Annotated in this window: 23 protein-coding genes and 1 pseudogene; 11 read left to right on the forward strand and 13 right to left on the reverse strand. The window is 63.4% G+C overall.

The window, feature by feature from the left end:
• Positions 1 to 2 precede the first annotated feature (2 nt).
• Positions 3 to 863, forward strand: coding sequence for a PCC domain-containing protein (locus tag EHH60_RS04310; RefSeq protein ID WP_124158208.1), 861 nt, complete (start codon positions 3 to 5; stop codon positions 861 to 863).
• Between the two features lie 16 nt (positions 864 to 879).
• On the opposite strand, the gene EHH60_RS04315 is transcribed toward EHH60_RS04310, so the two are convergent.
• On the reverse strand, positions 880 to 2,946 hold the full coding sequence (locus EHH60_RS04315) for a DUF1217 domain-containing protein (RefSeq protein WP_124158209.1): 2,067 nt from the start codon (positions 2,944 to 2,946) through the stop codon (positions 880 to 882).
• 273 nt (positions 2,947 to 3,219) lie between these two features.
• On the opposite strand from EHH60_RS04315, the gene EHH60_RS04320 reads away from it, so the two are divergent.
• The 3 genes from EHH60_RS04320 (at position 3,220) to EHH60_RS04335 (ending at position 6,480) form a co-directional block, all read left to right on the forward strand.
• A complete protein-coding gene (locus tag EHH60_RS04320) occupies positions 3,220 to 3,987 on the forward strand; it encodes an AAA family ATPase (protein ID WP_124158210.1) in 768 nt (255 codons plus the stop codon).
• Positions 3,988 to 4,960: 973 nt separating this feature from the next.
• The gene (locus EHH60_RS04330) at positions 4,961 to 5,524 is read left to right on the forward strand and encodes an SRPBCC family protein (protein WP_124158211.1); all 564 of its coding nucleotides are present in this window, start codon (positions 4,961 to 4,963) and stop codon (positions 5,522 to 5,524) included.
• 2 nt (positions 5,525 to 5,526) lie between these two features.
• A complete protein-coding gene (locus EHH60_RS04335) occupies positions 5,527 to 6,480 on the forward strand; it encodes a YVTN family beta-propeller repeat protein (RefSeq protein WP_124158212.1) in 954 nt (317 codons plus the stop codon).
• Positions 6,481 to 6,528: 48 nt separating this feature from the next.
• On the opposite strand, the gene EHH60_RS04340 is transcribed toward EHH60_RS04335, so the two are convergent.
• From EHH60_RS04340 to EHH60_RS04370, 8 genes and pseudogenes are all read right to left on the reverse strand, one after another.
• Complete coding sequence (locus EHH60_RS04340; RefSeq protein ID WP_124158213.1) at positions 6,529 to 7,212, reverse strand: HAD-IA family hydrolase; 684 nt, start codon at positions 7,210 to 7,212, stop codon at positions 6,529 to 6,531.
• Positions 7,205 to 7,969 (reverse strand): type II toxin-antitoxin system VapC family toxin, encoded by a 765-nt coding sequence (locus EHH60_RS04345; protein ID WP_124158214.1) that lies wholly within the window; start codon positions 7,967 to 7,969, stop codon positions 7,205 to 7,207. Before EHH60_RS04345 ends, EHH60_RS04340 begins: the two co-directional genes overlap by 8 nt.
• Positions 7,966 to 8,262: a hypothetical protein gene (locus EHH60_RS04350; protein ID WP_124158215.1), complete on the reverse strand. Its 297-nt coding sequence runs from the start codon at positions 8,260 to 8,262 to the stop codon at positions 7,966 to 7,968. The genes EHH60_RS04345 and EHH60_RS04350 overlap by 4 nt, the downstream gene beginning before the upstream one ends.
• Positions 8,263 to 8,405: 143 nt before the next feature.
• Positions 8,406 to 8,599 (reverse strand): annotated as a pseudogene (locus EHH60_RS38755) (hypothetical protein); the annotation flags it as partial.
• 101 nt (positions 8,600 to 8,700) lie between these two features.
• Positions 8,701 to 9,264 (reverse strand): DinB family protein, encoded by a 564-nt coding sequence (locus EHH60_RS04355; protein WP_124158347.1) that lies wholly within the window; start codon positions 9,262 to 9,264, stop codon positions 8,701 to 8,703.
• An 82-nt stretch (positions 9,265 to 9,346) separates the two neighbouring features.
• On the reverse strand, positions 9,347 to 12,331 hold the full coding sequence (uvrA, locus tag EHH60_RS04360; protein WP_124158216.1) for an excinuclease ABC subunit UvrA: 2,985 nt from the start codon (positions 12,329 to 12,331) through the stop codon (positions 9,347 to 9,349).
• 313 nt (positions 12,332 to 12,644) lie between these two features.
• The gene (locus tag EHH60_RS04365) at positions 12,645 to 13,343 is read right to left on the reverse strand and encodes an outer membrane protein (RefSeq protein WP_124158217.1); all 699 of its coding nucleotides are present in this window, start codon (positions 13,341 to 13,343) and stop codon (positions 12,645 to 12,647) included.
• Between the two features lie 237 nt (positions 13,344 to 13,580).
• Complete coding sequence (locus EHH60_RS04370; RefSeq protein ID WP_124158218.1) at positions 13,581 to 14,348, reverse strand: outer membrane protein; 768 nt, start codon at positions 14,346 to 14,348, stop codon at positions 13,581 to 13,583.
• A 443-nt stretch (positions 14,349 to 14,791) separates the two neighbouring features.
• Between EHH60_RS04370 and EHH60_RS04375 the strand changes: the two genes are divergently transcribed.
• The gene (locus EHH60_RS04375) at positions 14,792 to 15,286 is read left to right on the forward strand and encodes a single-stranded DNA-binding protein (protein WP_061881761.1); all 495 of its coding nucleotides are present in this window, start codon (positions 14,792 to 14,794) and stop codon (positions 15,284 to 15,286) included.
• Positions 15,287 to 15,672: 386 nt separating this feature from the next.
• On the forward strand, positions 15,673 to 18,405 hold the full coding sequence (gene gyrA, locus EHH60_RS04380) for a DNA gyrase subunit A (RefSeq protein ID WP_124158219.1): 2,733 nt from the start codon (positions 15,673 to 15,675) through the stop codon (positions 18,403 to 18,405).
• Positions 18,406 to 18,487: 82 nt separating this feature from the next.
• On the opposite strand, the gene EHH60_RS04385 is transcribed toward gyrA, so the two are convergent.
• Positions 18,488 to 18,745, reverse strand: a complete 258-nt coding sequence (locus EHH60_RS04385) for a hypothetical protein (RefSeq protein WP_124158220.1) — start codon at positions 18,743 to 18,745, stop codon at positions 18,488 to 18,490.
• Between the two features lie 46 nt (positions 18,746 to 18,791).
• Positions 18,792 to 19,016 (reverse strand): hypothetical protein, encoded by a 225-nt coding sequence (locus EHH60_RS04390; protein WP_124158221.1) that lies wholly within the window; start codon positions 19,014 to 19,016, stop codon positions 18,792 to 18,794.
• On the opposite strand from EHH60_RS04390, the gene coaD reads away from it, so the two are divergent.
• From coaD to queA, 5 genes are all read left to right on the forward strand, one after another.
• Positions 19,015 to 19,512: a pantetheine-phosphate adenylyltransferase gene (gene coaD, locus EHH60_RS04395; protein WP_124158222.1), complete on the forward strand. Its 498-nt coding sequence runs from the start codon at positions 19,015 to 19,017 to the stop codon at positions 19,510 to 19,512. The two genes, EHH60_RS04390 and coaD, sit on opposite strands and share 2 nt — an antisense overlap.
• Positions 19,513 to 19,548: 36 nt before the next feature.
• A complete protein-coding gene (locus tag EHH60_RS04400) occupies positions 19,549 to 20,112 on the forward strand; it encodes a peptidylprolyl isomerase (RefSeq protein WP_124158223.1) in 564 nt (187 codons plus the stop codon).
• Positions 20,113 to 20,120: 8 nt separating this feature from the next.
• Positions 20,121 to 20,531, forward strand: a complete 411-nt coding sequence (locus EHH60_RS04405) for a UCP034077 family protein (RefSeq protein ID WP_124158224.1) — start codon at positions 20,121 to 20,123, stop codon at positions 20,529 to 20,531.
• Positions 20,528 to 20,992, forward strand: a complete 465-nt coding sequence (locus tag EHH60_RS04410) for a peptidylprolyl isomerase (protein ID WP_028180549.1) — start codon at positions 20,528 to 20,530, stop codon at positions 20,990 to 20,992. Before EHH60_RS04405 ends, EHH60_RS04410 begins: the two co-directional genes overlap by 4 nt.
• Before the next feature lie 116 nt (positions 20,993 to 21,108).
• Positions 21,109 to 22,176 (forward strand): tRNA preQ1(34) S-adenosylmethionine ribosyltransferase-isomerase QueA, encoded by a 1,068-nt coding sequence (queA, locus tag EHH60_RS04415; protein WP_124158225.1) that lies wholly within the window; start codon positions 21,109 to 21,111, stop codon positions 22,174 to 22,176.
• A gap of 189 nt (positions 22,177 to 22,365) precedes the next feature.
• On the opposite strand, the gene EHH60_RS04420 is transcribed toward queA, so the two are convergent.
• Both EHH60_RS04420 and EHH60_RS04425 read right to left on the reverse strand, forming a co-directional pair.
• A complete protein-coding gene (locus EHH60_RS04420) occupies positions 22,366 to 23,403 on the reverse strand; it encodes an aspartate-semialdehyde dehydrogenase (RefSeq protein ID WP_124158226.1) in 1,038 nt (345 codons plus the stop codon).
• Positions 23,404 to 23,634: 231 nt separating this feature from the next.
• The gene (locus EHH60_RS04425) at positions 23,635 to 24,237 is read right to left on the reverse strand and encodes a PepSY domain-containing protein (RefSeq protein ID WP_199751301.1); all 603 of its coding nucleotides are present in this window, start codon (positions 24,235 to 24,237) and stop codon (positions 23,635 to 23,637) included.
• Between the last annotated feature and the right edge of the window lie 70 nt (positions 24,238 to 24,307).

The following is a 24,307-nucleotide window of genomic DNA, read 5'->3' on the forward strand; positions in this document are numbered from 1 at the left end:
TGATGCGAAGTATCAAGCAGCCGGGCGCGCCAGTCGCAGAACGCATCCAATGGGTGGAGGGGAGGGGGCGCGCCTTTTCCTTCACGCTTCTGGCAGGTCTGCCGCTGCTGGAAGCTGCACGTCGCGGATTTGCGGCAGAGGGATTTGGCGGCGGCGTGCTGAATTTCCGGCGCGGCGCGCTCGGGCCGTTCGCCTATGTCATGCCGGCGCTGTCGAAGACCGGCGAGAACGCCGCGTTCTACAGCGACACGCACCGGCCCGAAGGCGTCACGCGCACGAAGCTTGGCAGCATGACGCTCGGCATGCGCGATGGCGCGCCGTTCTTTCATTGCCACGGGCTGTGGACGGAGGCGGACGGCAAGGCCAGCGGCGGCCACATGCTGCCGGACGAGACCGTCGTTGCCGAGCCTTTCGAGGTCGAGGCGTTCGGCATTGATGGCGCGATGTTCACCGCCGAGCCCGATCCGGAGACCAATTTCAAGCTGTTCGGGCCCGTGGCCTCCGCGAGCACCGGCGCGCGCACGACGAGCCGCAGCTTCGCATTGCGGCTGCGGCCCAATCAGGATTTTGCCGGCGGTATCGAGGACTTCTGCCGTGCACACGGCATTGCGCGTGCGAAAATTCACGGCGGCGTCGGCTCGACCATCGGCGCGCGTTTCACCCATGGCGGCGCCACCGAACCGTTTGCCACCGAGCTGGCGATCACGGCCGGGACAATTGCGGCTGGCTCTTCGGGCGCACTCGAAGCGGCGCTTGACGTTGCGCTGGTCGACTACACCGGTGGCATCGCGGAGGGGCGAATGGTCCGTGGCGACAACCCCGTTCTGATGACGATGGAGTTGGTGCTCGAGGTGTTGGGCTAGTAGCGGCGAGCGATCGTCAGGGGCGAGAACGTAGCTTGGCAATGGCCAGGAACGTGGATTCACTGACCCCTGAGCTGGATCCCTGAAAGAGGCTGAGCAAGGGGGATTGTCCCTGACCGATGCTCTGGCTGTTCTTGACGTCATATATGGCGGAGAAACGGCCCAGCAGCTTTTCAACCTTCGCGGGATCGGAGAGATCCTTGATCTTCATGAATTTGTCCACGAACTTAGCCTGCTGATCGATCGGCATCGCCGCCATCGAGTCAGGCAAATTGAAGGTGGTCCTGAACACCTCCGAAAGAGCCTTGTCGGCAAGGATGTCGTATGCGGACGTGATTTCCCCCGCCTTTCGCTGGAAATAGAGCGCCAGGCGCACGCCGGGATTCGTATTTCCCTGCTGCTGCTCCAGGCTCTGCTGGAGATAATTCGCCTGTGTGTCCCGCAATTGATGTTGCTTCTGAGGACCAATCATCGCAAGGCGCGCGACATTGCCCTTGCTGTCGAAATTGAACGACTCCACGATTTCGGCAAAGCGCGGATCGCTCTCGGTGTTGGCGAAGCTCTTGGGATTGTTCAGATCGGACGCGAAGATCTTGTTCAGATAGTCGGTGCTGACCTTCTTGGGGTCCAAACCCTTGGCGACGAGAATGAAATCGACCGTCTTCCGGTTCGCAAGCAGATCGGAAACGCTGTCTATGCCTGCGATGGCTTCTTTATAGGACGTCGCGTCTTTCTGGGCCTGTTCCCGAACTGCTTTCTGCTGCTCAGGGCTTGCCTCTTTCAGCACTGCAATGACGTAGTTTTTTGCGATCTGGAGGACTTTTGCTGGGTCCTGAGCCACTAAGGGGGTCGTCAGATTGCCTTTGGCGTCGAAGTTGAAGGCGCGTGCGAGCTCGACGTACCGATTGTCCTTGAGCGTATAGACGAAGCTCTTGGGATTGCTGAGATTGCTTTCGAGGACAGCCTTGACAGTGTCCGGCGAGACCGCTTGGGGATCGAGGCCGACGGCGCCCAGCGCAAAATCATATACGGCTGGAGTCGATACCAACGCCTGGACTGACTTGATGTTGAGGATGGCGTTTCTGAACTGCCTGATTGCCAGAACTTCGTTCAGCGGGCTTGCCGCCGCATAGACGGCGGACTTGCTATCGTCGAACCGCTTTGCCGTGAGAGTGACGTTTGCAGCAGTCTGCGCGGACACTCCTGGCGGAAGTGACCCGTCAGGCGAAAACTCGAACGCGCCAGCCAGATCTACCAGGTCACCTATCGTCGCGATCTGGTCGCTGAGGCTGGCTACGCTCTTCGTGTATGATTCCAGGTGATATTTTTCGACCAGGATCTGGACCTTCAACTGGTTCACGTCGGCGCCAGGTTGCAAGAGTTGGGCCGTGTAGTCGGCGATCTTCGTGTTGGTGGCGCTCACGTCCGATTTGGCTTGAGCGAGCTGGGCGTTGAGGCCGGTCAACTGAGACGCGAGGGTCGTGTTGACGTAGCTGTTTGGATCGGATGGGTCGCTGCGCAGGACCTGACTTATCGTGTCGCGCGGCCACTTGTTCTGGTCGATCCCGAATGCCGAATAGACGTAGTTGCGGAGACGATCGTTGTTCAGCAGCTGGTCTGCACTGCTGATGCTGCCGATCTGGGCGTTGTAGTATTTCGTATCGTCCGCAAGTGCATCGACCTGACTCTTCTTGGTCGCTGTGTACAGACCGATCATCTCGTCGATCTGGTCCTCCGATTGCGCAACGGGCTTTGTACCGCCCGTGAAGGAGAATGCAGCGGCAAACTCCCGGTAACGCTTGTCGACCAGCTTGTTGACGAAGCTCTTTGCATCGGAGAGGTCGCTCTCCAGCACCTTTTTCATGAAAGCTTTGGCATACGCCATGTCTTCCAGGCCATATGCCTTCATCGCATAATGATAGAGGCGATAATCATTCATGAGATCGTCAATGGTCTTCACCTTGCCGATGTTGGCCTTGTAATAGGCGGCCTCTCGCGCGACGTCGGTCTGCTGTTCGACCCGGGTCAGGGACTGCTTGAGATGGCGCGAAATGTAATTGTAACTGAAATACGTTGATACCATCGCGCATTCCTCGCGGCTCTTACGGTCCCGGACGTCCGTCAATCATTGCGGGGTCGCGAGGTGGGGGCTGGCCTCATGCCAGCGGCGGTCTCACAGCTGCGTCTTAGGTCGGCTTTGCACCGCAATCTGAGATTTCATTTCTGATGAAGATAACGCATCCCGTGTTTGACGGGCCATTTGTTTCCATACGTTTCTCAAATACAGCTTACGCGAAGATGGTGTTCCCGGTATGTTCGGATCGAAAGATGGATAGGAATGGGGTTGGGAGCGAGCATGAGCCGAAGAAGCGGTCGAACGATCAACCTGCCGGCGCCTTACCTGAAGCGGGTCTGGCTCGATCCGTCGCAAGTTCACGATCGCGAGGCCTATCCGTTCTGTCTGCCCATCTTCCCCGATGATTTCGAGCTCAGTTTCGACGCGGCCATCACGATCATCGTTGGAGAGAACGGCACCGGGAAGTCGACGATCCTCGAGGGCATCGCAGCGCTCGCCGGCTATGACGATGCCGGTGGCGGCAAGGGCTACATGCCGGTCGATCATTCCGAAGCGCGCGAGAAGATGGGCGGCCAGCTCTCCAAGGCGTTGCGCGCAAGCTGGCTGCCGAAGATCACCAATGGCTGGTTCTTCCGTGCGGAGAGTTTTTTCTCGGTCGCGCGATATCTGGACAAGGCCGCACGGGACGCCGGCCACTCCGGTCCCGATTTCCTCTCGCACTCCCACGGTGAAGGCTTCCTGCGCTTCTTCGAAGAACGCTGCCAACGCCAGGGCATCTTCATCTTCGACGAGCCGGAATCGGCGCTGTCGCCGGCGCGCCAGATCGAATTCCTGAAGCTGCTGCGCCGCATGGAAGAGTCCCGCATCTGCCAGGTGATCACGGCAACGCATTCGCCGGTGCTGATGGCTTATCCAGACGCGCGGCTGCTGCGGCTCGGGAAATACGGGCTGGAGCCGACGACGGTGGAGCAGACCGATCATTACCGGGTGATGCGGGAGTTTTGTGCTGATCCACGCGGGTTCGTGGAGGCGACGCTGGCGGAGTAGGTGAGGGGATCCCCTAACACTAGCTCTCTCGCTATGGGCAATGACGGAGTGTGGAGCAGCAGTGCGCCAACTCCAGTGTCCCGGACAAGCTGCGACGCGTGAGCGTTGCGGCGTAGAGCCGGAACCCCCAGGAGTCCGCGCGTCGGCTGCTGCATGGGCCCCGGCTCAGCAGCGCACCGCCGAAGGGGCGCTGCGCTGCGTTGGGGGCACGAGAGCCCGAATTCGTCTAGCGTTGCTACCCGCATCATAGGCGCGGCCTCGCATTCTCGCGGCACACCGTGCCCGAGCTTTGCTTCGATTGCCCGCCCTCAAAAGTGCCGAGGGCGCAGGGAAGGCCGGGTGCCGGCTGGCACCCGCGGTCCGCTGTGCGCGTAATGCGCTGGGAAGTGATGCACAGCGGCATACAGGTGAAGCCAAACATCCGGCCTTCCCTGCGCAGTGGGTTTACGGCTTATGTCGCGCTCTCCCCGGGGAGCGATGCACTATTGCCCCCGTCGCCTTGCGGATGACTGACGATGCGAACCCGGTCGGGCCGCAACGTCATCGCAAGGCTTGGCGCACAGACCCCGGGCGCCAGGACCACACGATTTTGCCGTACGCAAGCTGCACCCGTCGTGTGCGCGTGGGCGTTCGCTCACGGAGTGACCCGCCCTGCAAACCGCCTGCGCGCGATGCCGCCCGCGTCCACCACATTCCCATCCCGCGTTCGTGACGATCGCGATCCGCCCCTCGGCCCGGGTCGGGATGGCCTGAACATGCGCTAATTCCGAATTCCAGTAAAGCGAATTATTTTCGCCAGCAGGGCTTGACCGTGGTCTGGCGTGTTTTGCTCGTCGGGCAGCGCAACAGATGGTGTGAAGGTGGGGAGCGCGCCGCCACAGCCGCGCCACGAACCGGTCTCCCCACCGTCCAAAAATGCGCTACGATGCTCCCAGCGCGCTTCAAGTCGCGCAGGATCAACTGAGGAAACGACATGAGGATGACGATGGGACGGGCGATCGCCGGGGTGGCAGCGCTGGCGATGGCGGGGATGGCTCTGACGGCCGCCTTTGAGCCGGTCTGGGCTCACGGGCCGACGCGGCAGAAAGTGCGGGAATCCATCGAGATCAACGCTGCGCCGGCCAAAGTATGGGCGGCGATCGGCAATTTCCAGGACATGAGCTGGCTTCCACCCGTCACCAAGACCACGGGCGATAAGGGCAACGAGATCGGCGCGACGCGGACGCTGACCCTGACGGGCGGCGCGACGGTCGAGGAGGAGCTCTACAAATACGAGCCCGACATGCAGAGCTATTCGTACCGGATCACCAAGGTCGACGTGAAGGTGCTGCCGGTTACCAATTATTCCTCGACGTTGACGGTGTCGCCCGCGCCGGACGGCAAGGCGAAGCTGGAATGGGCCGGCGCGTTCTATCGCGGCTATCCCAACAACGATCCGCCGCCGGAACTGAGCGACGAGGCCGCCAGGACTGCGGTGAGCGCGCTGTACAAAGCCGGGCTCGAGGCGCTCAAGAAGAAGATCGAGAGCGGTAGCTGATCGTGCGGGCGCTGGTCCTGGCGGCGCTCGCCGCCAGCCTTTGTCATGCGAGCCTCGGCAGCGCAGCCGGCGAGGAGGCGTTCGTCACCAACCAGCTCAGCGACGATCTGACGGTGGTGGACCTCGCTGGCGCGCGCAGCGTTGCGACCATCCCGATCGGCGGTAAGCCGGCCGGCATCGCCGTCAGCGCCGACGGGCGCTTTGCCTATGTCACGAGCCCCGATGCAAAGGCGGTGACCGTGGTGGACGCAGCCACGCGGCAGGTCGCCGGCCGTGTCGAGGTCGGCGGCGGGCCGCTCGGCATTGCCGTGACGCCGGACGGCAAGACGGTCTTTGTCGCCGACTGGTACGCCGCCGCGGTGCGGGTGATCGATCCGGCCTTGCGCAGCGTTGTCGCCAGCATCGCGGTCGGCGCCTCGCCATCGGGTCTTGCGGTGACGCCCGACGGCAAGCTGCTGCTCTCGGCCGACCGCGACGACGACAGTGTCTCGGTAGTGGACACCGCGACGCGCCAGCGCAGGGCGATCATCAAGGTCGGCACGCGACCGTTCGGCGTGACCATCGATGCCGATGGCAAACGCGCCTACACCGCCAATGTCGGGTCCGACGACGTCTCGGTGATCGATATTGCAGACGGCCGCGAGATCGGCCGCGTGCCGGTCGGCATGCGCCCCTATGCCGTGGCGCTGACGCAAGGGCGCGGCTTTGTTACGGACCAATATGCTGGCACCGTCAGCGTGTTCGACCTGGCGAGCCTGAAGCCGATCAAGCGCATCCATGTCGGCGATTATCCCGAGGGTATCGCGGCGACCGCCGACGGCAAGCGCGTCATCGTCGCCTGCTGGGAGAGCAACACGCTCGGTATCATCGACGCGGCCGAGCTCAAAGTGATTGGCGAGATCAAGACCGGCGATGGCCCGCGCGCGTTCGGGGCGTTCTTGCGCAGGGGGGAGTAGGGCCGTAGCGGGGATGCTTTCCCGGATTACGCTGGCGCTCCATCCGGGCTACGGCACCGGCGAAAACATCGACGCAATCTCGTCCATCCTCTCGAACACATGATCGGGCCCCAGCGCACGCAGTGCCGCCGGCGCCGCATAACCCCAGCACACCGCGCCGCAGGCGATTCCGACAGCCCGCGCCGCCTCGATGTCGCGGACCTCGTCGCCGATCGAAATGACCTTGCCGGGCTCGAGACCCGCGCGCCAGATGACTCGGCGGAATTTCGCGGCCTTGCCGAACAGCGACGCAGAGCAATCGAAATGCGCGAACAACGCCGCGGAAGGCCCAAGCTTCTCGCGCGCATTGGCCTCGCTGTCGGAGGTCACCAGCGCCAGCTGGACGCCGTTCTCGGCCATCGTCCGCAGCATCGTCTCGACGCCCGCGAACAGCGGAATCTCGGCTGCCGCCTCCGCCTTCAACCGCCGTGCATGCCGCGTTATCACCGGCAGCTTCCACAAAGGCACCTCGAGCCGGGCGAGGATCTCGCGGCTCGAGGCGTGCCGCAGCTCTTCAATCTCCCCATCCGCGACGCGACGAAAATCAAAGCGGTCGGCGACATCGTTGATGGTGCGCAGGAACCAGGGAAAGCTGTCGGCCAGCGTGCCGTCCAGATCGAAGATGACGAGGGCGTAGGGTAGGGCTCTCGAGCCGACTGGAGCAGGATGTGCTACGCGCCTACACCTAGTCATAGTTCATTCGACGGCCGGGTTGATTTGGCACGGCCTCATTGACGTCCAGATAGACGTTGTCGACGCAGCGCTGTACGGCACGATGATAGCTCCCGCCGCGCCATTCTCCTTCGCGAACTACAACATCGCTAACCTGCGCCACCGTCAGGCAGCGCCATTCACCGCCGGCCGGCAACTTAGATCGGCTTGCGCCGCCAAACTGAAAGACCAGTGCCCTTTCCTGTCCATTGGTATGCCCGAGGATGTGAGGACACACCTCGCGACGAACGCCATTGTAGTTCAGAGAAACGGGCAGGCGCCTCAATATCGCTTGCGCGAGCGTCTCGTAGGCTGCGCTGTGGCTCGATCGAACGATCTCGAAGGCCCTGTCACGGGCCCGGCCGTAACGGTAGATGGAGAAATCTTCGTCGAAGCTCGCTGCTCGTGTAATCCCAAGTCGCTCCATCACAGCGAAGCTTGTTCGGTCTACTAGTGAAAAATCCTGATCTCGGAACGAAACCCCGATGGCCCAAGCCGCCTCCAAATCGGCGCTAATGACCGGCTCTAGGCGCACGGCGCTGTTGCGAATACGATCCCAGAACGTCTCGGCAACATTTCGGTCAAATCGGCTCCTAAGCAAAAGCCAAGTCTCGGCGAGAACATGATCGGTCATCACCGGATCGGGAAAGCTTTGGAGGATTGCCTTGGCTACAGCGTTATTACGATCGCGCTTCGCGACGGCTGCAAACCAAACAGAAGTGTCGACAAAGACACTCAACGCCGTCGAGACTTGAGTTTGAGCTTTGTGGTCTTTCGCCCTCGTCCAGACGAATGCGTATCTAATATCGCTTCTGCGATCATTTCGTCTTTACGACTTGCTATGTCCGTTTCTTCACCGTCGTCTGCAAGATCGAAAACCGTAGAGATATCCAGCTTCCTTTCCGCTTCGCCGAGATCGTTGATTACAAGCCGCCTCACATATTCGGCGAACGATATCTTTTGCTCAGCGGCCTTGGCTTGTGCTCGCCGCCGAGTTTCGGGATCCAGCGTGACTTGCGTTCTGGCGCTCATGGGTTGCTCCTGGCCGACGCTACACCATCATGCCATCATACCCCCCGATTGGCAATACTCATGAGGTGGCCGCTGGTCCCGCGCGTCACTCCGCCGCCTGAGTCGTGCTCGCCCGCTTCGGTTTCCTGCCTTCTTCAGCACCGCTTCCAAATTTGCCCGCTTGGCGGCCATTTCGCGATGTCCTCCGCTTCGAGGCCGAGGTCGATGACTTAGTCGGCGGTCTCCATGCCTTCGAGATTGTGCTCACGACCGCAGTTGCCCTGAGCGACCAACTCATGCAGCACCTCTGGGCGCTTTTTGACGTCGTGAAAGCGCGGCCGATCGTCGGCTGGTCCAGGTGTGAGCATGCGGCGTGACGCGCCTAGACCAGATCGAGTCGGCTGAGGATTGCGCGCGTCGAAATATGCAGGTCTCGTCGAGGTCGAAGACGTTACTCCGTTAGGATTTCCAAACGGTCTCCTCGGTCCAGCCGAGTTCGGCGAATTCGGCGGCTCGCAGCGGCGCTTCGCCTTCCGCGAAGAACTCGTCAAGCTGTGGCGGTACGACCCTTGTTTCGGACAGCATGGCATGCGCCTGCCCGCGATGATGGATCTGGTGCTGAAACAGATGCATGAGCAGCCGGTCGCAGCGCTCGGTTTGAACGCTCGTATCGCGGTTGATCCGGACGAAGGCGTCGAGCCGTTCAATTGTCAGCGCATCGCAGATCGCAATCAGGCGGTTGTCCATTGCGGCCTGGGCAGCTTTGAGCTGGGCTAACGAGGGGTACGGCACCTCGTTCTTCCAGGCTGCCGGTCCGAGCCAGCCCCCTTCAAGCGCATCGATGTAGAAGAAGTCGATGATGTAGATGTGGTTCAGCGTACGCTGCAGGCTTGGAAAGAAGCCGGTGCGGTGGGCTTCGAATTCAGACTGGGATAGCGCAGCGCAGGCGGCGAGCAGGCGATGGTTCGCCCAAGCGTTGTTGTGGGCGAAGGCGCGGTAGGTTTGGACGAGTCCAGCGGACATGTCGGTTCTTTCCCGATCGAATCGTGGCCGATTACGCTCCGCTAATCCGCCCTGCAGCGCTGTGGCTTCGATGCAGCGCAATCTACTCCGCCGCCTCGCTCGCCGTCCGCCTCCGCTTCGGCTTTCGCGCCTTCTCCAGCACCGGAGCCAGGAACTTGCCCGTATAGCTCCGCGGCGCCTTCGCGATGTCCTCGGGCGGTCCCCACGCCACGATCTCGCCGCCGCCGTCGCCGCCTTCGGGGCCTAGATCGATGACCCAGTCGGCGGTCTTGATGACTTCGAGATTGTGCTCGATCACGACGACCGTGTTGCCCTGCGCGACCAGCTCGTGCAGCACCTCCAGGAGCTTCTTGACGTCGTGGAAGTGCAGGCCGGTGGTGGGCTCGTCCAGGATATAGAGCGTGCGGCCGGTGGCGCGTTTCGACAGCTCCTTGGCCAGTTTGACGCGCTGGGCTTCGCCGCCCGACAGCGTCGTCGCCTGCTGCCCGACATGGATGTAGTCGAGGCCGACGCGGTGCAGGGTCTGGAACGTCTCGCGGACGCGCGGCACCGCCTTGAAGAACTCGGCGGCCTCCTCGACGGTCATGTCGAGCACGTCGGCGATGCTCTTGCCCTTGAACAGGACTTCGAGCGTCTCGCGGTTGTAGCGCTTGCCCTTGCAGACGTCGCAGGTGACGTAGACGTCGGGCAGGAAGTGCATCTCGATCTTGATGACGCCGTCGCCCTGGCACGCCTCGCAGCGGCCGCCCTTGACGTTGAAGGAGAAGCGGCCCGGCTCGTAGCCGCGCGCCTTCGCCTCGGGCAGGCCCGCAAACCATTCGCGGATCGGCGTGAAGGCGCCGGTATAGGTCGCCGGATTGGAGCGCGGGGTGCGGCCGATCGGCGACTGGTCGATGTCGATGATCTTGTCGATGTGCTCGAGGCCCTCGATGCGGTCGTGGGGCGCGGCGCCCTCGCTGGCATTGTTCAGCTTGCGCGCGATGGCGCGGTAGAGCGTGTCGATCAGCAGCGTCGACTTGCCGCCGCCGGAGACGCCGGTGACGCAGGTGAACAGGCCGAGCGGAATCTCCGCCGTGACGTTCTTGAGGTTATTGCCGCGCGCGTTCACCACCTTGATGGTGCGGCGATGGTTCGGCGGGCGCCGCTCCGGCACCTCGACCTCGAGCTCGCCGGTGAGGTACTTGCCGGTCAGCGATTTCGGGTTGCGCATGATCTCGGCGGGCGTGCCTTCGGCGACGATGTGACCGCCATGCATGCCGGCGCCGGGGCCGATGTCGAGGACGTAGTCGGCGAGGCGGATGGCATCCTCGTCATGCTCGACCACGACCACGGTGTTGCCGAGGTCGCGAAGCCGCTTGAGCGTGTCGAGCAGGCGGGCATTGTCGCGCTGGTGCAGGCCGATCGAAGGCTCGTCCAGCACGTAGAGCACGCCCGTCAGGCCCGAGCCGATCTGCGAGGCGAGGCGGATGCGCTGGCTCTCGCCGCCGGACAGCGTGCCGGAGGAGCGGGACAGCGTGAGATAGTTGAGGCCGACGTCGAGCAGGAAGGTCAGGCGCTCGCGGATCTCTTTCAGGATGCGGCCGGCGATCTCGTTCTGCTGCGTATTCAGCGTCTCAGGCACGCCCGCGAACCATTCGCCGGCCTTTCTGACCGACAGCTCCGAGATCTCGCCGATATGCTTGCCGCCGACCTTGACGCAGAGCGCCTCGGGCTTGAGCCGAAACCCCTTGCAGCCCTCGCAGGGCACGTCGTGGAAATATTTCGCCAGCTCCTCGCGGGCCCACTCGCTCTCGGTCTCGCGATAGCGGCGGTTGATGTTGGTGATGACGCCCTCGAACGGTTTCTTGGTGTCGTAGGAGCGGACCCCGTCCTCGTAGGAGAACTTGATCTCATCGTCGCCGGACCCGTAGAGGATCGCGTCTCGCGTCTTCTTCGGCAGATCCTTCCACTTGGTGTCGAGCGTGAACTTATAGTGCTTGCCGAGCGCGGTCAGCGTCTGCACGTAATAGGGCGATGACGACTTGGCCCAGGGCGCGATCGCGCCCTTGCGCAGCGTCAGATCCTTCTCGGGGATGACGAGATCCTCGTCGACATGCTGCTCGACGCCGAGGCCGCCGCAGGCGGGGCAGGCGCCATAGGGATTGTTGAAGGAGAACAGGCGCGGCTCGATCTCGGGGATGGTGAAGCCAGAGACCGGGCAGGCGAACTTTTCCGAGAACAGGATGCGCTCGGGGCCGCTCTTGTCGTGGATTTTCGCGGTCTTCTTTTTCTCTTTCTCTTCCGCAGGCGCGCCCGCCGGCGCGTCGGCGAACTCGACGACGGCGAGGCCCTCGGCGAGCTTCAGCGCGGTCTCGAAGCTCTCGGCGAGGCGCTGGCCGATATCGGCGCGCACCACGATGCGGTCGACCACGACGTCGATGTCGTGCGGGAATTTCTTGTCGAGCGTCGGCGCCTCGCTGAGTTCATGGAAGGTGCCGTCGATCTTGACGCGCTGAAAGCCCTTCTTGAGCCATTCGGCGAGCTCCTTCCGATACTCGCCCTTGCGGCCGCGCACGACCGGCGCGAGCAGATAGAGACGGGTGCCTTCGGGCAGCGCCAGCACGCGGTCGACCATCTGCGAGACGGTCTGGCTCTCGATCGGCAGGCCGGTCGCCGGCGAATAGGGCACGCCGACTCGGGCCCAGAGCAGGCGCATGTAGTCGTAGATTTCGGTGACGGTGCCCACGGTGGAGCGCGGGTTCTTCGACGTCGTCTTCTGCTCGATCGAGATCGCCGGCGACAGGCCGTCGATCTGGTCGACGTCGGGCTTTTGCATCATCTCCAGGAATTGGCGGGCATAGGCCGACAGCGATTCGACGTAGCGACGCTGGCCTTCGGCGTAAATGGTGTCGAAGGCGAGCGAGGATTTGCCGGAGCCGGATAGGCCCGTGAACACCACGAGCTTGTCGCGGGGAATCTCGACGTCGATGTTCTTGAGGTTGTGCTCGCGCGCGCCACGGATCGTAATTGCGCGCAGGCTGGAGCCCGCGTTCTGTTGTTGGCGTTTCGCCTTGATCACTTCGTCCATCCCGCTGGTCCTCAAGGAATCCAAAGACGCGCGATCGCGCCAATGTTGAAGGCGCGCTTCGCCCGGAACCGGGATCGGCGCCGATGGGTATGGCAGCGAACGTAGGAAGAACGGCGGCGGATTTCCAGTGGGACTTGCGAATCGTCAACGGATTGTTGGCGCACTGGCGGCATCTGGCAGCAGAGGGAGCGGGCGGAACTGCGCAGAGCGAGCCGTCAAACAAAAAGGCCGGCGCGGGCGCCGGCCTTTCGTGACGATGTGACGTCGGTCGCGATCAGTACTTCAGATCAGTACTTCAGATCAGTACTTCAGATCAGTACTTGGCAACGACCGGGGCGCCGAAATGATAGTTCACGCCGACCTGGACGGTGTGGAAGTTGATCGTGCCAGACGCCAGCGGAACGCCGAGATTGGAGAAGTAGTTCTCGCTGCCGAAGCTGCGATAGAGGTACTCGCCCTTGACCGACCACTGCGGCGCGAAGAACGCTTCGACGCCGGCGCCGACGGTCCAGCCGGAGTGCCACTTGCTGTCGGAGACGCTCACGCCCAGCGCGCTGACGGTGACCTTGTTGTCGATCCAGGCGTAACCACCGGTGCCGTACAGCAAGACGTTGTTGACGGCCCAGCCGATGCGGCCGCGCACGGTGCCCATGGCGTCGGTCTTCGAACTCAGCGTCGCGGTGGCAACGCCGAAGCCGGGGACAACGGTCGCGCCGGTAACCGAAGCGCTGACGTCAGCCCAGGCGCCGTCGGCCTCGAGGCCGAACACGACGTTGCCGGTCTGCCAGTTGTAGCCAGCGGTACCGCCGACGAAGCCGCCCTGCATCTTCGGATCGGTCGAGGATTCTTCCCAAGCGCCGCCGCCGACGACACCCAGATAGAAGCCGGTCCAGTTGTAAACAGCGGCCGGAGCGATCGGAGCCTTGGTGTAAGGGCGGGCCGCAAGATCGGCGGCCGAGGCCGGAGCGGCGAGAGCGAACAAACAGGCCGAAGCCAACAAAACCTTCTTCATCTTTAATAAATCCCAGTCCCAGTTTCTGTTGTTGCCTTCCGTGACCGGAAGGCAGCGGACTCAACGGCCCAACTGAGGCTGTGCTTACACCAACAAAGCCGCAAGTTGTGTCTCCGAAAAGCCACAACGGCGCAAAACGTAATGGTTACTGACTCGTTTCCCGGCGACCAGTTCGCGCCCAAAAACAGAAAGGCCGGCGCGAGGCCGGCCTTTGATCTCCAACAATATCGCGAGATATCAGTACCTTGCGATCAACGGGCCACCCCAGCGATAGTTCACCCGGATGAGACCGATATCGACGTCCTGGCCGATGCGATTGGAGGCAGTGAAAGCACCGAGCGGAGCCCCGGCGAAATTGCCGGATCCGGTGAAGTCGATCGTGCGGTGGCCGAGGAAGATGTGATCGTACTCGAAGCCGACCGACCAGTTCGGCGCGAATCCGAACTCCACGCCAACGCCCACCGTGCCGCCCCAACGGGTCTCGTTGGCCCGGTCAAACTCGAGGCCGGTCGCCACATCGTAGGTCCGATAGCGATCACCGACGACGGCGGCGCCGCCCTTCACATAGAGCAACACATTGTTCCAGGCGTAACCGATCTGCCCGGTGATCAAACCGAATGAGTCGATTCTGGACTGGTTGCGAAGGCCGGACACCGCGCTGATGTTGTCGCCGGTAAAGTCGGCCCAGTTGCCTTGGCCTTCGAAGCCGAACACCCAGTTCGTCGACTGCCAGCGGTAGCCGACCTGGCCACCGACGGTGCCGCCGGTCGCATTGTGACAGCCCTCGCCGACCAGAACGCCGGTCGCCGGGGTCACGAAATCCCAGCACTTGCGGCTTGTGCCACCACCGCCGTTGATGCCGATATAGAAGCCGCTCCAGTCGTAAATGGCGGCAATAGGCGCCGGAGCCTTGGTGTACGGACGGGCGGCAAGATCCGCCGCGCTTGCGGGAGCCGCCAGCCCCAACGCCATTGCACTGATTGCAGTAAAAAGAATCTTATTCATTGCAGTCTCCCCAGTTTCGCCCGCTTCTCGAAGTCCCCGAAGCGGGCAGATCAGGCGCGACGCCCATATGAACTTATTCCAAGGCAATCATAGCCAAAGAAACGGGCAAAATCCGTCTCCGAAATGCCACAGTCGCCGACCGATTGAATTGGCTGCAACTTAATGAACGTTAAGCGGTTTTCGCCCTTCCCGGGAAACCGAGAAAGTTCCGTCCAGGTTCCCTTTTCAGCCGCCGTGTGGCCAGCTGCCGTCCCTGTGGTTTCGGCGCGAAGAACAAATCTGGAACGGAGCCGAGCGGAATGCTATATGTGGGGATAACCTGGGGGGCGGCGGGCTGATCGGTGCCCGCAAGCGTATAGGGTCGCCTCAACAGGGCGCGGAGGAACGCGGGCAGCGGGATTCGCCCTTTTGAAATCTAGTGGCATTCGGAGTGGAGAGCGGCGATGGCGGGAAGCGTCAACAAGGTCATTCTGGTTGGAAATCTCGGCAAGGATCCTGAAATCCGCCGCACCCAGGACGGGCGACCGATCGCGAATTTGAGCATCGCCACCTCGGAGACATGGCGTGACAAGGCGACCGGCGAGCGCAAGGAAAAGACCGAGTGGCATCGTGTCGTGATCTTCAATGAAGGGCTCTGCAAGGTTGCCGAACAGTACCTGAAGAAGGGCGCGAAGGTTTACATTGAGGGCGCCCTGCAGACCCGCAAATGGACCGACCAGAGCGGCGTCGAGAAGTACTCGACCGAGGTCGTGCTCCAGGGCTTCAACTCGACGCTGACAATGCTCGACGGCCGCGGCGGCGGCGGGGGAGGCGGCAGCTTCGGCGACGAGCCGGGCGGCGATTTCGGCTCCTCCGGTCCCGTCAGCAGCGCGCCGCGCCGTCCCGTTGCCGCCGGCGGCGGCCGCAACAGCGACATGGACGACGATATCCCGTTCTGAAGACGCGGATCGCGCTACGAAGACGCGCCGAGCGAACGGAGCTTGGCGTGTCATGTCAGCAATTCTGCCTAGTCGACGGGACGGGCTCGGGTTTTCCGGGCCCGCTTCATGTTCGGCTTGAATTTAGACTCGTCCGGCATTGAGGCGATGGCGCACCGCAGCTCTTGACCGCTGCGAACGGGCTGGGGTGCGCGCCGGGCAGCGCGGTTTTCGAAGTGCTCGACGTGGTTTCACGAAGCCATTCCAGGGTATCGGAGATGCGTTGCCCGGAGCCGTAAGTATCTGGAAGAATAAGCGGAAAAAGCGCTTCTCGACACCCCGCGAGGGTAGTTATCCGACCCTCGATACGCTATATGATTCCTAGATAAACCTCACCGGATTTCCCCTTGGCTGACGACGACAACAAGCCCGGCGACCAGCCGGCGCATCCCACAGACATTCGCCCCGTCTCCATCTTCGAGGAGATGAAGAAGTCCTATCTCGATTATGCCATGAGTGTGATCGTGGCGCGGGCGCTGCCCGATGCGCGCGACGGTCTGAAGCCGGTGCACCGCCGCATCCTGTACTCGATGAACGAGCAGGGGCACACACCCGACAAGAAGTACGTCAAGTCCGCTCGCGTGGTCGGCGACGTCATCGGTAAATATCACCCGCACGGCGACCAATCGATCTACGACGCCATGGTTCGCATGGCGCAGGACTTCTCGATGCGCGTGCCGCTGATCGACGGCCAGGGCAATTTCGGCTCGGTCGACGGCGATCCGGCGGCCGCCTATCGTTACACCGAAGCGCGCCTGACGAAGGCGGCGTTGGCTCTGCTGGCCGACATCGACAAGGACACCGTCGACTTCCAGCCGAACTACGACAACAACGAGACCGAGCCGTCGGTCTTGCCGGCAAAGTTCCCGAACCTTCTGGTCAACGGCGCGGGCGGCATCGCGGTCGGCATGGCGACCAACATCCCGCCGCACAACCTCGGCGAGGTCATCGACGCCTGCGTCGCTCTGATCGACAACCCTGCGCTCACCATCGACGAACTCATCAACATCGTGCCGGGACCTGACTTCCCGACCGGCGGCGTCATTCTCGGCCGCGCGGGCATCCGCGCCGCCTATCACCTCGGCCGCGGCTCGGTCGTCATGCGCGGCAAGGTCGCGATCGAGACCATCCGCAAGGAGCGCGAGGCGCTCATCATCACCGAGATTCCGTACCAGGTGAACAAGGCGACGATGGTCGAGCGCATCGCCGAGCTGGTGAAGGAAAAGAAGATCGAGGGCATCGGCGATCTGCGCGATGAATCCGACCGCGAAGGCTACCGCGTCGTCGTCGAGTTGAAGCGCGACGCCGTGCCGGATGTGGTGCTGAACCAGCTGTACAGATTCACGCCGCTGCAGACGAGCTTCGGCGTCAACATGGTGGCGCTCGACAGCGGCCGTCCGCGGATCATGCATCTGAAGGAGCTGCTGACGATCTTCGTCGACTTCCGTGAGCGAGTCGTCACGCGGCGCACCAAGTACCTGCTCGCCAAGGCGCGCGATCGGGCGCATATCCTGGTCGGTCTCGCGATCGCGGTCGCCAATATCGACGAGATGATCCGCGTCATCCGGAGCTCGCCCGACCCGACCACCGCCCGTGACACTCTGATGTCGCGCGACTGGCCGGCTCGAGACGTCGAGGACATGCTGACGCTGATCGACGATCCGCGTCACCGCATGAGTGAGGGTGGCACGATCCGGCTGTCGATGGAACAAGCGAGGGCTATTCTCGATCTGCGTCTTCAGCGCCTGACCGCACTCGGCCGTGACGAAATCCGCGACGAACTCGACAAGCTCGCCGGTGAGATCGCCGATTATCTCGACATCCTGCGCTCGCGCGAGCGCGTGCTTGATATCATCAAGACCGAGCTTGCCGAGGTGAAGGCGGAGTTCGCCACACCGCGCCGCACCGTGATCATGGAGCAGGAAGGCGAGGTCGAGGACGAGGACCTGATCCAGCGCGAGGACATGGTCGTCACCGTTTCGCACGCCGGTTACGTCAAGCGCGTGCCGCTGTCGGCCTACCGGGCGCAGCGCCGCGGCGGCAAGGGCCGCTCCGGCATGCAGACCCGCGACGAGGATTTCGTCAGCCGGCTCTTTGTCGCCTCGACCCATACTCCGGTGCTGTTCTTCTCCTCGCGCGGCCAGGTCTACAAGGAGAAGGTCTGGCGGCTGCCGATGGCCGCGCCGAACGCGCGCGGCAAGGCGCTGATCAACATCCTCCCTCTCGAGCAGGGCGAGCGCATCACCACCATCATGCCGCTGCCGGAGGACGAATCGACCTGGGGCGAGCTCGACGTGATGTTCGCCACCACCGGCGGCAACGTCCGGCGCAACAAGCTGTCCGACTTCGTCGATGTCCGCCGCTCCGGCATCATCGCGATGAAGCTCGACGACACCGAAGCAATCGTCGACGTGCAGATCTGCACCGAGCGCGACGACGTGCTGCTGACGGCTGCCGGCGGCCAGTGCATCCGCTTCCCCGTCACCGACGTGCGCGTGTTCACCGGACGCACCTCGATGGGCGTGCGTGGCATCGCGCTTGCCGAGGGCGACAAGGTGATCTCGCTGGCGATCCTGCGCCATGTCGAGACCGCGTCCGACGAGCGCTCGGCGTACCTGAAGATGCGCCGAGCGGTGGCCGGCGAAGCCGCGGCGGAAGAGGCTCCGGCCGATGCCGAGGCCGAGGAGACCTCCGGGAGCTTCCAGCTGTCGCAGGAGCGCTATGCCGAGATGTCGGCGCAGGAGCAGGTCGTGCTGACCGTCTCCGTCAACGGTTACGGCAAGCGGACCTCGTCCTACGAGTACCGGACGACGGGCCGCGGCGGCAAAGGCATCGTCGCCATGAGCGTCAATAACCGCAACGGCAACCTCGTGGCGTCGTTCCCGGTAGAGGACGCCGACCAGATCATGCTGGTGACCGACAAGGGCCAGCTGATCCGCTGCCCCGTCGAGGGCATCCGCATTGCCGGCCGCTCGACGCAAGGCGTGATCGTGTTCGACACCGCCGAGGACGAGCACGTGGTGTCGGTCGAGCACATCACGGAAGAGGCCGAGAGCGGCAACGGGACGAACGGGGAGTAACGTTCAGGCACGTAGCGCCGAATGCGCTGCGCTCGATCCGGGCTACGAACCGCCTAGCTGGCACGAAATCGTCAGGCCGCGGCTACGGGGTGCGGTCGGCGGTGACCAGGCGCGCCTCACGGACATTGGTCTTCGTGCCGGCGGTGCGCAGGCAGGAGGCCTCGAAGTTCGGCCAAGCCTGCTGCGAGCAGTCCTTTCCGATGTTGCGGATGTCGAGCCGGTCGCTCTTGGCCAACGGCTGCGGCACGCTGGCTTCTACGGTGGGGGCAAAGCCGGGCAGGAGAGTGAGGGCTGCGGCAACACATGCAGAGAGTGCGATCGCTGAAAGGGTCTTGATCATTGACGGTCCCCTGTGATGCGGCCGCTCACGCGCGGTGTGCGGCCCGTCATTCGTTGACCGGATGAGTAACCATGGCCAGTTTCCGGACGTCTTCGCCGATGCGGGAAATGGTTTCGTTCTCGCTCCGTTTTGTTTCGTGGCTGCCCGGGGACGAAACAAACCAGCCATGACCGACACGTCCGGCGAGACATTTCCGGGTGACGTACCAGGAAGCGGGCAAGGAACCCGTCCGGCTTGCCGGGCCGGGCCGGGCGCGGTAGGAGGAAGCCATGCCGCGTATTGCCTTCTATCCCGGTTCCTTCGATCCCATCACCAACGGCCACCTGGACGTGGTCCGGCACGGCGCTTCGCTGTGCGACAGGCTCGTGGTCGCGATCGGGGTGCACCCGGGCAAGAAGCCGCTGTTCTCCACCGAGGAGCGGCTGAAGATGCTCCATGACGTTTGCGGGCCCGTGGCAGCCCAGGCCGGCTGTGTGCTCGAGGCCGTGACCTTCGACGATCTGTCGGTCACCTCGGCGCGCAAGCACGGCGCGACGATCATGATCCGGGGCCTGCGCGACGGCACCGACCTCGATTACGAGATGCAGCTCGCCGGCATGAACGAGGCGATGGCGCCGGAGGTGCATACCGTCTTCCTGCCCGCCTCTCCCATGGTCCGCCCGATCACCGCCACTTTGGTGCGCCAGATCGCGGGCATGGGCGGGGATGTCTCGGCCTTTGTCCCGCCGCAGGTCGCGGCACAGCTCAAGGCCAAATTCGCCGGATAACGGCCCGCTTCCTTTCTCATCCTGACCGGAGTTGTCATGATCCGAATTCTCGCAGTTCTTGCCGCGCTTCTGTTCGCGGTGCCGGCGGTGGCGCAGCAATTGCCGGCAAATCTCGACAAGGCCAACGCCATCGTCATCGACAGCACCAAGGGCCGCATCGTCATCAAGCTCAGAACTGACATCGCGCCGCAACATGCCGAGCGCATCAAGCAGCTCGCGCGCGAGGGCTTCTACAACAACGTGCCGTTTCACCGCGTGATGGACGGCTTTATGGCGCAGACGGGCGATGGCCAGAACTTCAACGGCACCGGCGGCTCGAAATACCCGAACCTGAAGCAGGAATTCTCCAAGGTGCATTTCGCCCGCGGCATCGTCGGCATGGCCCGCCGCGGCGACAGTGTCGACAGCGCCAACTCGCAGTTCTTCATCATGTTCGCCGATGGCGGCAGCCTGGACGGCCAGTACACGGTGATCGGCGAGGTCGTGCAGGGCATGGACGTCGTCGACAAGCTGAAGAAGGCGCCCGCGGGCTCGCCCGGCGGCAGCGTCACCGATCCCGACAAGATGGTGAAGGTTCAGGTCGCCTCCGACATCAAATAGCAGCGGCCATGGCGCGCCGCGGTGGCAAGCTCCTGCTGGTTGCTGCGATGCTGCTGCTCGGCGTCTCCAGCACGGCCGCGCAGGACGCGCCGGTCAACACCATCCAGGACATCTTCCGGCACCTGAGCACCTGCTGGAGACCGCCGTCGCCGGCCAAGGCTCGCCCCCTCGACATCACCGTCGTGGTGAGCTTTAACCGGGCTGGAAACATCCTGGGCCATCCGAGGATTACCTATGAATCCTCGGAGGCTTCCGACAATGACCGGCTGCAATACCGGATCGCGGTGATGGAGGCGTTGCAACGCTGCACGCCGATGCCATTTACCGATGCAATGGCCGGCGCCGCCGCGGGACGTCCATTTGCGATCCAGTTCCGCAACCGGAAGACTTCACCCCCAACACAAGAGAGACGAGCATGAGCGTCACCGAAAACACCCTGATCCTCGAGACCACGCAGGGCCCCGTCACCATCGAGATGCGGCCAGATCTCGCGCCCGGCCACGTCGCGCGCATCAAGGAGCTCGTGCGCGAGGGCTTCTATGACGGCATCGTGTTCCACCGCGTGATCGAGGGCTTCATGGCGCAGACCGGCTGCCCGCACGGCACCGGCACCGGCGGCTCCGGCAAGAAGCTGAAGGCCGAGTTCAACAAGGAGCCGCATGTGCGCGGCACCGCCTCGATGGCCCGCGCCGCCAACCCCGATTCCGGCGACAGCCAGTTCTTCATCTGCTTCGACGACGCCCGCTTCCTCGACAACCAGTATACGGTCTGGGGCAAAGTTACCGAGGGCATGGAGAACGTCGACAAGATCAAGCGCGGCGAGCCCGTGATGAATCCGGACAAGATCGTCAAGGCGCGCATGGCGGCCGACAAGGAATAGTCACCTGTCATTCCGGGGCGCGCCTGGGCGCGAACCCGGAATCTCGTGCCACAATCTCGGGATTCCGGATCGCCGCGCTTGAGGCGCGGCGTCCGGAATGACGGTGCTAGTGAAACATGCGCACCGATCTCTTCGATTTCGACCTGCCGCCCGAGCGCATCGCGTTGCGTCCGGCGAGCCCGCGCGACTCCGCGAAGATGCTGGTCGTCGAGAACGGCGCGCTGCGCGATCAGGTCATTTCCGACCTGCCGCAATGGCTGAAGCCCGGCGACCAGCTCGTCGTCAACGATACCAAGGTGATCGCGGCGCAACTGAAGGGGCGCCGCATCGGCCGCGAGACCGAGCCGAAGATCGAGGCGACGCTGATCAAGCGGCTCGACGGCTCGCGCTGGCAGGCGCTGGTGAAGCCGGCGAAGAAGCTCACGGCCGGTGACCGCATCCGCTTTGGCAATGAGGGCAAGGTCTGCCTGCTCGGCCATCTCGATGCCGAGGTCGAGGCCAAAGGCAGCGAGGGCGAGGTGACGCTGTCGTTCTCGTTCCACGGCCCGGCGCTCGACCAGGCGATCGCCGACCTCGGCAGCCCGCCGCTGCCGCCCTACATCGCCGCGAAGCGCAAGCCCGACGATCAGGATTTTGCGGACTACCAGACCATGTTCGCGGCGACCGAAGGTGCGGTCGCGGCCCCGACCGCAGGCCTGCATTTCACGCCCGCGCTGGAGCAGGCGCTGCGCGCGCGCGAAGTCGGCCTCAACCGCATCACGCTGCATGTGGGGGCAGGGACGTTCCTGCCGGTCAAGGTCGACGACACCGAAGGCCACAAGATGCACGCTGAGTGGGGCACGATCTCGTCCGAAACGGCGGAGCGGCTCAACGCGGCGCGAAAGAACGGCGGCCGCATCGTTGCGGTCGGCACGACGTCATTGCGGCTGCTGGAGAGCGCAGCGAGCGAGGACGGCACGATCCGGCCCTTCGCAGCGGAGACCTCGATCTTCATCACGCCCGGCTATCGCTTCCGCGCGGTCGATGTCCTGATGACCAATTTTCATCTACCGAAGTCGACGCTGTTCATGCTGGTCTCGGCCTTCGCGGGGCTCGAGACGATGAAGCAGGCCTACGCGCATGCGATCGCGAGCGGATACCGGTTCTATTCGTACGGCGATGCATGCCTGCTGTTTCGGGCGTAGAGCAAATCTATCACGGTCACCCTGAGGTGCTCGCCTCTTCGGCGAGCCTCGAAGAGCGACGCCCCGCTGCGACATCTCGGCCGTGCATCCTTCGAAGGCTCCCGTGCAGCGCCTTGCGCTGCACGGCTCGCACCTCCAGCGACAATGGCTTCGCCATTGCGCGGGGATGACGGGTCGAGATTTTGCGCGTTATGCCATCACCCGCTGCGGCAGGAGCTCCGCGATCTGCACCGCGTTCAGCGCCGCGCCCTTGAGCAGTTGATCGGCCGCGACGAACATCGAGATTGAATGACCCGAGGGATCGCTGAGGTCCTTGCGGATGCGGCCGACCAGCACGTCGTCCTGGCCCGAGGCGTCGATCGGCATCGGGAAGTAGTTCCTGGCGCGATCGTCCACGACCTTCACGCCCCGTGCCTGCGCCATGATGGCGCGGACTTGGTCCTCGGTAATCGGCCTCTCGCACTCGAAGGTGATGGCCTCGCAATGGGCGCGGAGCACCGGCACGCGGACGCAGGTGACGCCGACCGCGATGCTGTCGTCCTCGAAGATCTTGCGGGTTTCCTTGATGACCTTGGTCTCCTCGTCGTTGTAGCCGGTGTCAGGGTCGATCGCCGTGTTGTGGTTGAAGAGGTTGAAGGCGTAGGGATGCGGCATCACCCTGGGCGTATAGACCTGCCCGTTGAGATTGGCGCGGGTGGATTCGACCAGCTCCTCCATCGCCGCTGCGCCGGCGCCGGACGCGGCTTGATAGGTCGAGATGATGACGCGCTTGATGCGGTTCTTCTGGTGGATCGGCCACAGCGGCACCAGCGCGGTGATCGCCGCGCAGTTGGGATTGGCGATGATGCCCTTGTGGTCGCGGATGCGGCTGGCGTTGATCTCGGGAATCACCAGCGGCACGTTCGGGTCCATGCGGAAGGCGGAGGAGTTGTCGACCACGACCGCTCCGGCCTTGACCGCGATCGGCGCGAACTTCCTGGAGATGCTGCCGCCGGCGGAGAACAGGGCAATGTCGACGCCCTCGAAGGCGCGCTCGGTCAGTTCCTCGATGACGACGTTCTGGCCGCGGAATGACACCGTCTTGCCGGCCGAGCGCGCGCTGGCGAGCGCCTTGAGCTTACTGATGCGAAAGCCGCGCTTGTCCATGGTGGCGATGAATTCGGCGCCCACCGCACCGGTGACGCCGACAATCGCGACGACGGGATCGTTACTCACTTTGTCCTCCATTGCTTTTGAAATCCAGACAACAAAAAAGCCCCGGACCATCGAGGGCGGGGCTTCGGTAGAGCTGATGCGTTTTCGTCGACGACTACGCGCGCACGCCTCCCCGGGCCCCTGAGGCCGTGGTGGTTTTGGTCGTGCGTTTGGTGGTCGAGAACATGGCGGCGACTTATGGGGGAGAGTCTTGCGGCCGTCAATGGCTTTTCGCCCCGGTCGGCACCGGGGGAGAACCTGCCACTATCTGGCCCGAGCGCCCGGCGGCTCCAGGATGACCTCCTTGAGGTCGTCGCCGCTGATCACGACGATCGCAAAACTGAGCCGGCCACGTTCGCGCACGAGGCCACCGCTGATGGCCTTGCCCGAGGCTGCGCGCTCGGCGACGCGCACGGCATCGGCAAGGCGGTGCCTGATCGCACCGAGCGCTGCGAGGTTGCTGCGGTCCTCGTGGTCGAGCTCGCTGAGGGGCAGGGCGGCCTCGCCACCGACGAGCTCGCCGGTCGCGGCATTGATGGTGTGGCGCCAGATCCGGTCGTTGTGCAGGGTCTTCACTCGGTAGACCGGCACGTCCGAAGCGCCGTCGAAACTCACATCGGCGGTGGTGGCGCCGGCATGGCGGGCTTCGGCGATCGCCATGGCCTGACTGATCGTGATCGATGAGCTGCGGAAGCGTTCGATTTCGCGGCCGACTGCCTGGCGGTCTGCTTCGGCATCACCATCTGTGTCGTTGTGGAGCGCGGTCGGCGTGTCCGCGCTCACGACCGCCTGCGCCGGTGCGGCGAGGAGCAGCGCAGGCAAGGCGATCGCAAGCAGTTGTAAGGTCCATCGTCTGGCTGCCGTCATGCTCGAAACCTTCGGCCTGCGAGTGTGCCGGATGATCGTAAAGAATTCGCGGCCGGCCTTGGGCAAAGGC

The sequence above is a fragment of the Bradyrhizobium sp. RP6 genome (genome assembly GCF_003837805.1).
Classification (GTDB): Bacteria; Pseudomonadota; Alphaproteobacteria; order Rhizobiales; family Xanthobacteraceae; genus Bradyrhizobium.

What these genes read in the sequence shown, in the direction of transcription:
- EHH60_RS04420 (WP_124158226.1), bottom strand. Translation starts at nt 23,403, where the DNA reads ATGGAGGACAAAGTGAGTAACGATCCCGTCGTCGCGATTGTCGGCGTC.
- EHH60_RS04365 (WP_124158217.1), bottom strand. Translation starts at nt 13,343, where the DNA reads ATGAAGAAGGTTTTGTTGGCTTCGGCCTGTTTGTTCGCTCTCGCCGCT.
- uvrA (WP_124158216.1), bottom strand. Translation starts at nt 12,331, where the DNA reads ATGGACGAAGTGATCAAGGCGAAACGCCAACAACAGAACGCGGGCTCC.
- EHH60_RS04370 (WP_124158218.1), bottom strand. Translation starts at nt 14,348, where the DNA reads ATGAATAAGATTCTTTTTACTGCAATCAGTGCAATGGCGTTGGGGCTG.
- EHH60_RS04390 (WP_124158221.1), bottom strand. Translation starts at nt 19,016, where the DNA reads ATGGCTTCCTCCTACCGCGCCCGGCCCGGCCCGGCAAGCCGGACGGGT.
- EHH60_RS04385 (WP_124158220.1), bottom strand. Translation starts at nt 18,745, where the DNA reads ATGATCAAGACCCTTTCAGCGATCGCACTCTCTGCATGTGTTGCCGCA.
- EHH60_RS04310 (WP_124158208.1), top strand. Translation starts at nt 3, where the DNA reads ATGCGAAGTATCAAGCAGCCGGGCGCGCCAGTCGCAGAACGCATCCAA.
- EHH60_RS04315 (WP_124158209.1), bottom strand. Translation starts at nt 2,946, where the DNA reads ATGGTATCAACGTATTTCAGTTACAATTACATTTCGCGCCATCTCAAG.
- EHH60_RS04320 (WP_124158210.1), top strand. Translation starts at nt 3,220, where the DNA reads ATGAGCCGAAGAAGCGGTCGAACGATCAACCTGCCGGCGCCTTACCTG.
- EHH60_RS04350 (WP_124158215.1), bottom strand. Translation starts at nt 8,262, where the DNA reads ATGAGCGCCAGAACGCAAGTCACGCTGGATCCCGAAACTCGGCGGCGA.
- EHH60_RS04330 (WP_124158211.1), top strand. Translation starts at nt 4,961, where the DNA reads ATGAGGATGACGATGGGACGGGCGATCGCCGGGGTGGCAGCGCTGGCG.
- EHH60_RS04340 (WP_124158213.1), bottom strand. Translation starts at nt 7,212, where the DNA reads ATGACTAGGTGTAGGCGCGTAGCACATCCTGCTCCAGTCGGCTCGAGA.
- EHH60_RS04425 (WP_199751301.1), bottom strand. Translation starts at nt 24,237, where the DNA reads ATGACGGCAGCCAGACGATGGACCTTACAACTGCTTGCGATCGCCTTG.
- EHH60_RS04410 (WP_028180549.1), top strand. Translation starts at nt 20,528, where the DNA reads ATGAGCGTCACCGAAAACACCCTGATCCTCGAGACCACGCAGGGCCCC.
- EHH60_RS04405 (WP_124158224.1), top strand. Translation starts at nt 20,121, where the DNA reads ATGGCGCGCCGCGGTGGCAAGCTCCTGCTGGTTGCTGCGATGCTGCTG.
- coaD (WP_124158222.1), top strand. Translation starts at nt 19,015, where the DNA reads ATGCCGCGTATTGCCTTCTATCCCGGTTCCTTCGATCCCATCACCAAC.
- EHH60_RS04355 (WP_124158347.1), bottom strand. Translation starts at nt 9,264, where the DNA reads ATGTCCGCTGGACTCGTCCAAACCTACCGCGCCTTCGCCCACAACAAC.
- queA (WP_124158225.1), top strand. Translation starts at nt 21,109, where the DNA reads ATGCGCACCGATCTCTTCGATTTCGACCTGCCGCCCGAGCGCATCGCG.
- EHH60_RS04400 (WP_124158223.1), top strand. Translation starts at nt 19,549, where the DNA reads ATGATCCGAATTCTCGCAGTTCTTGCCGCGCTTCTGTTCGCGGTGCCG.
- EHH60_RS04375 (WP_061881761.1), top strand. Translation starts at nt 14,792, where the DNA reads ATGGCGGGAAGCGTCAACAAGGTCATTCTGGTTGGAAATCTCGGCAAG.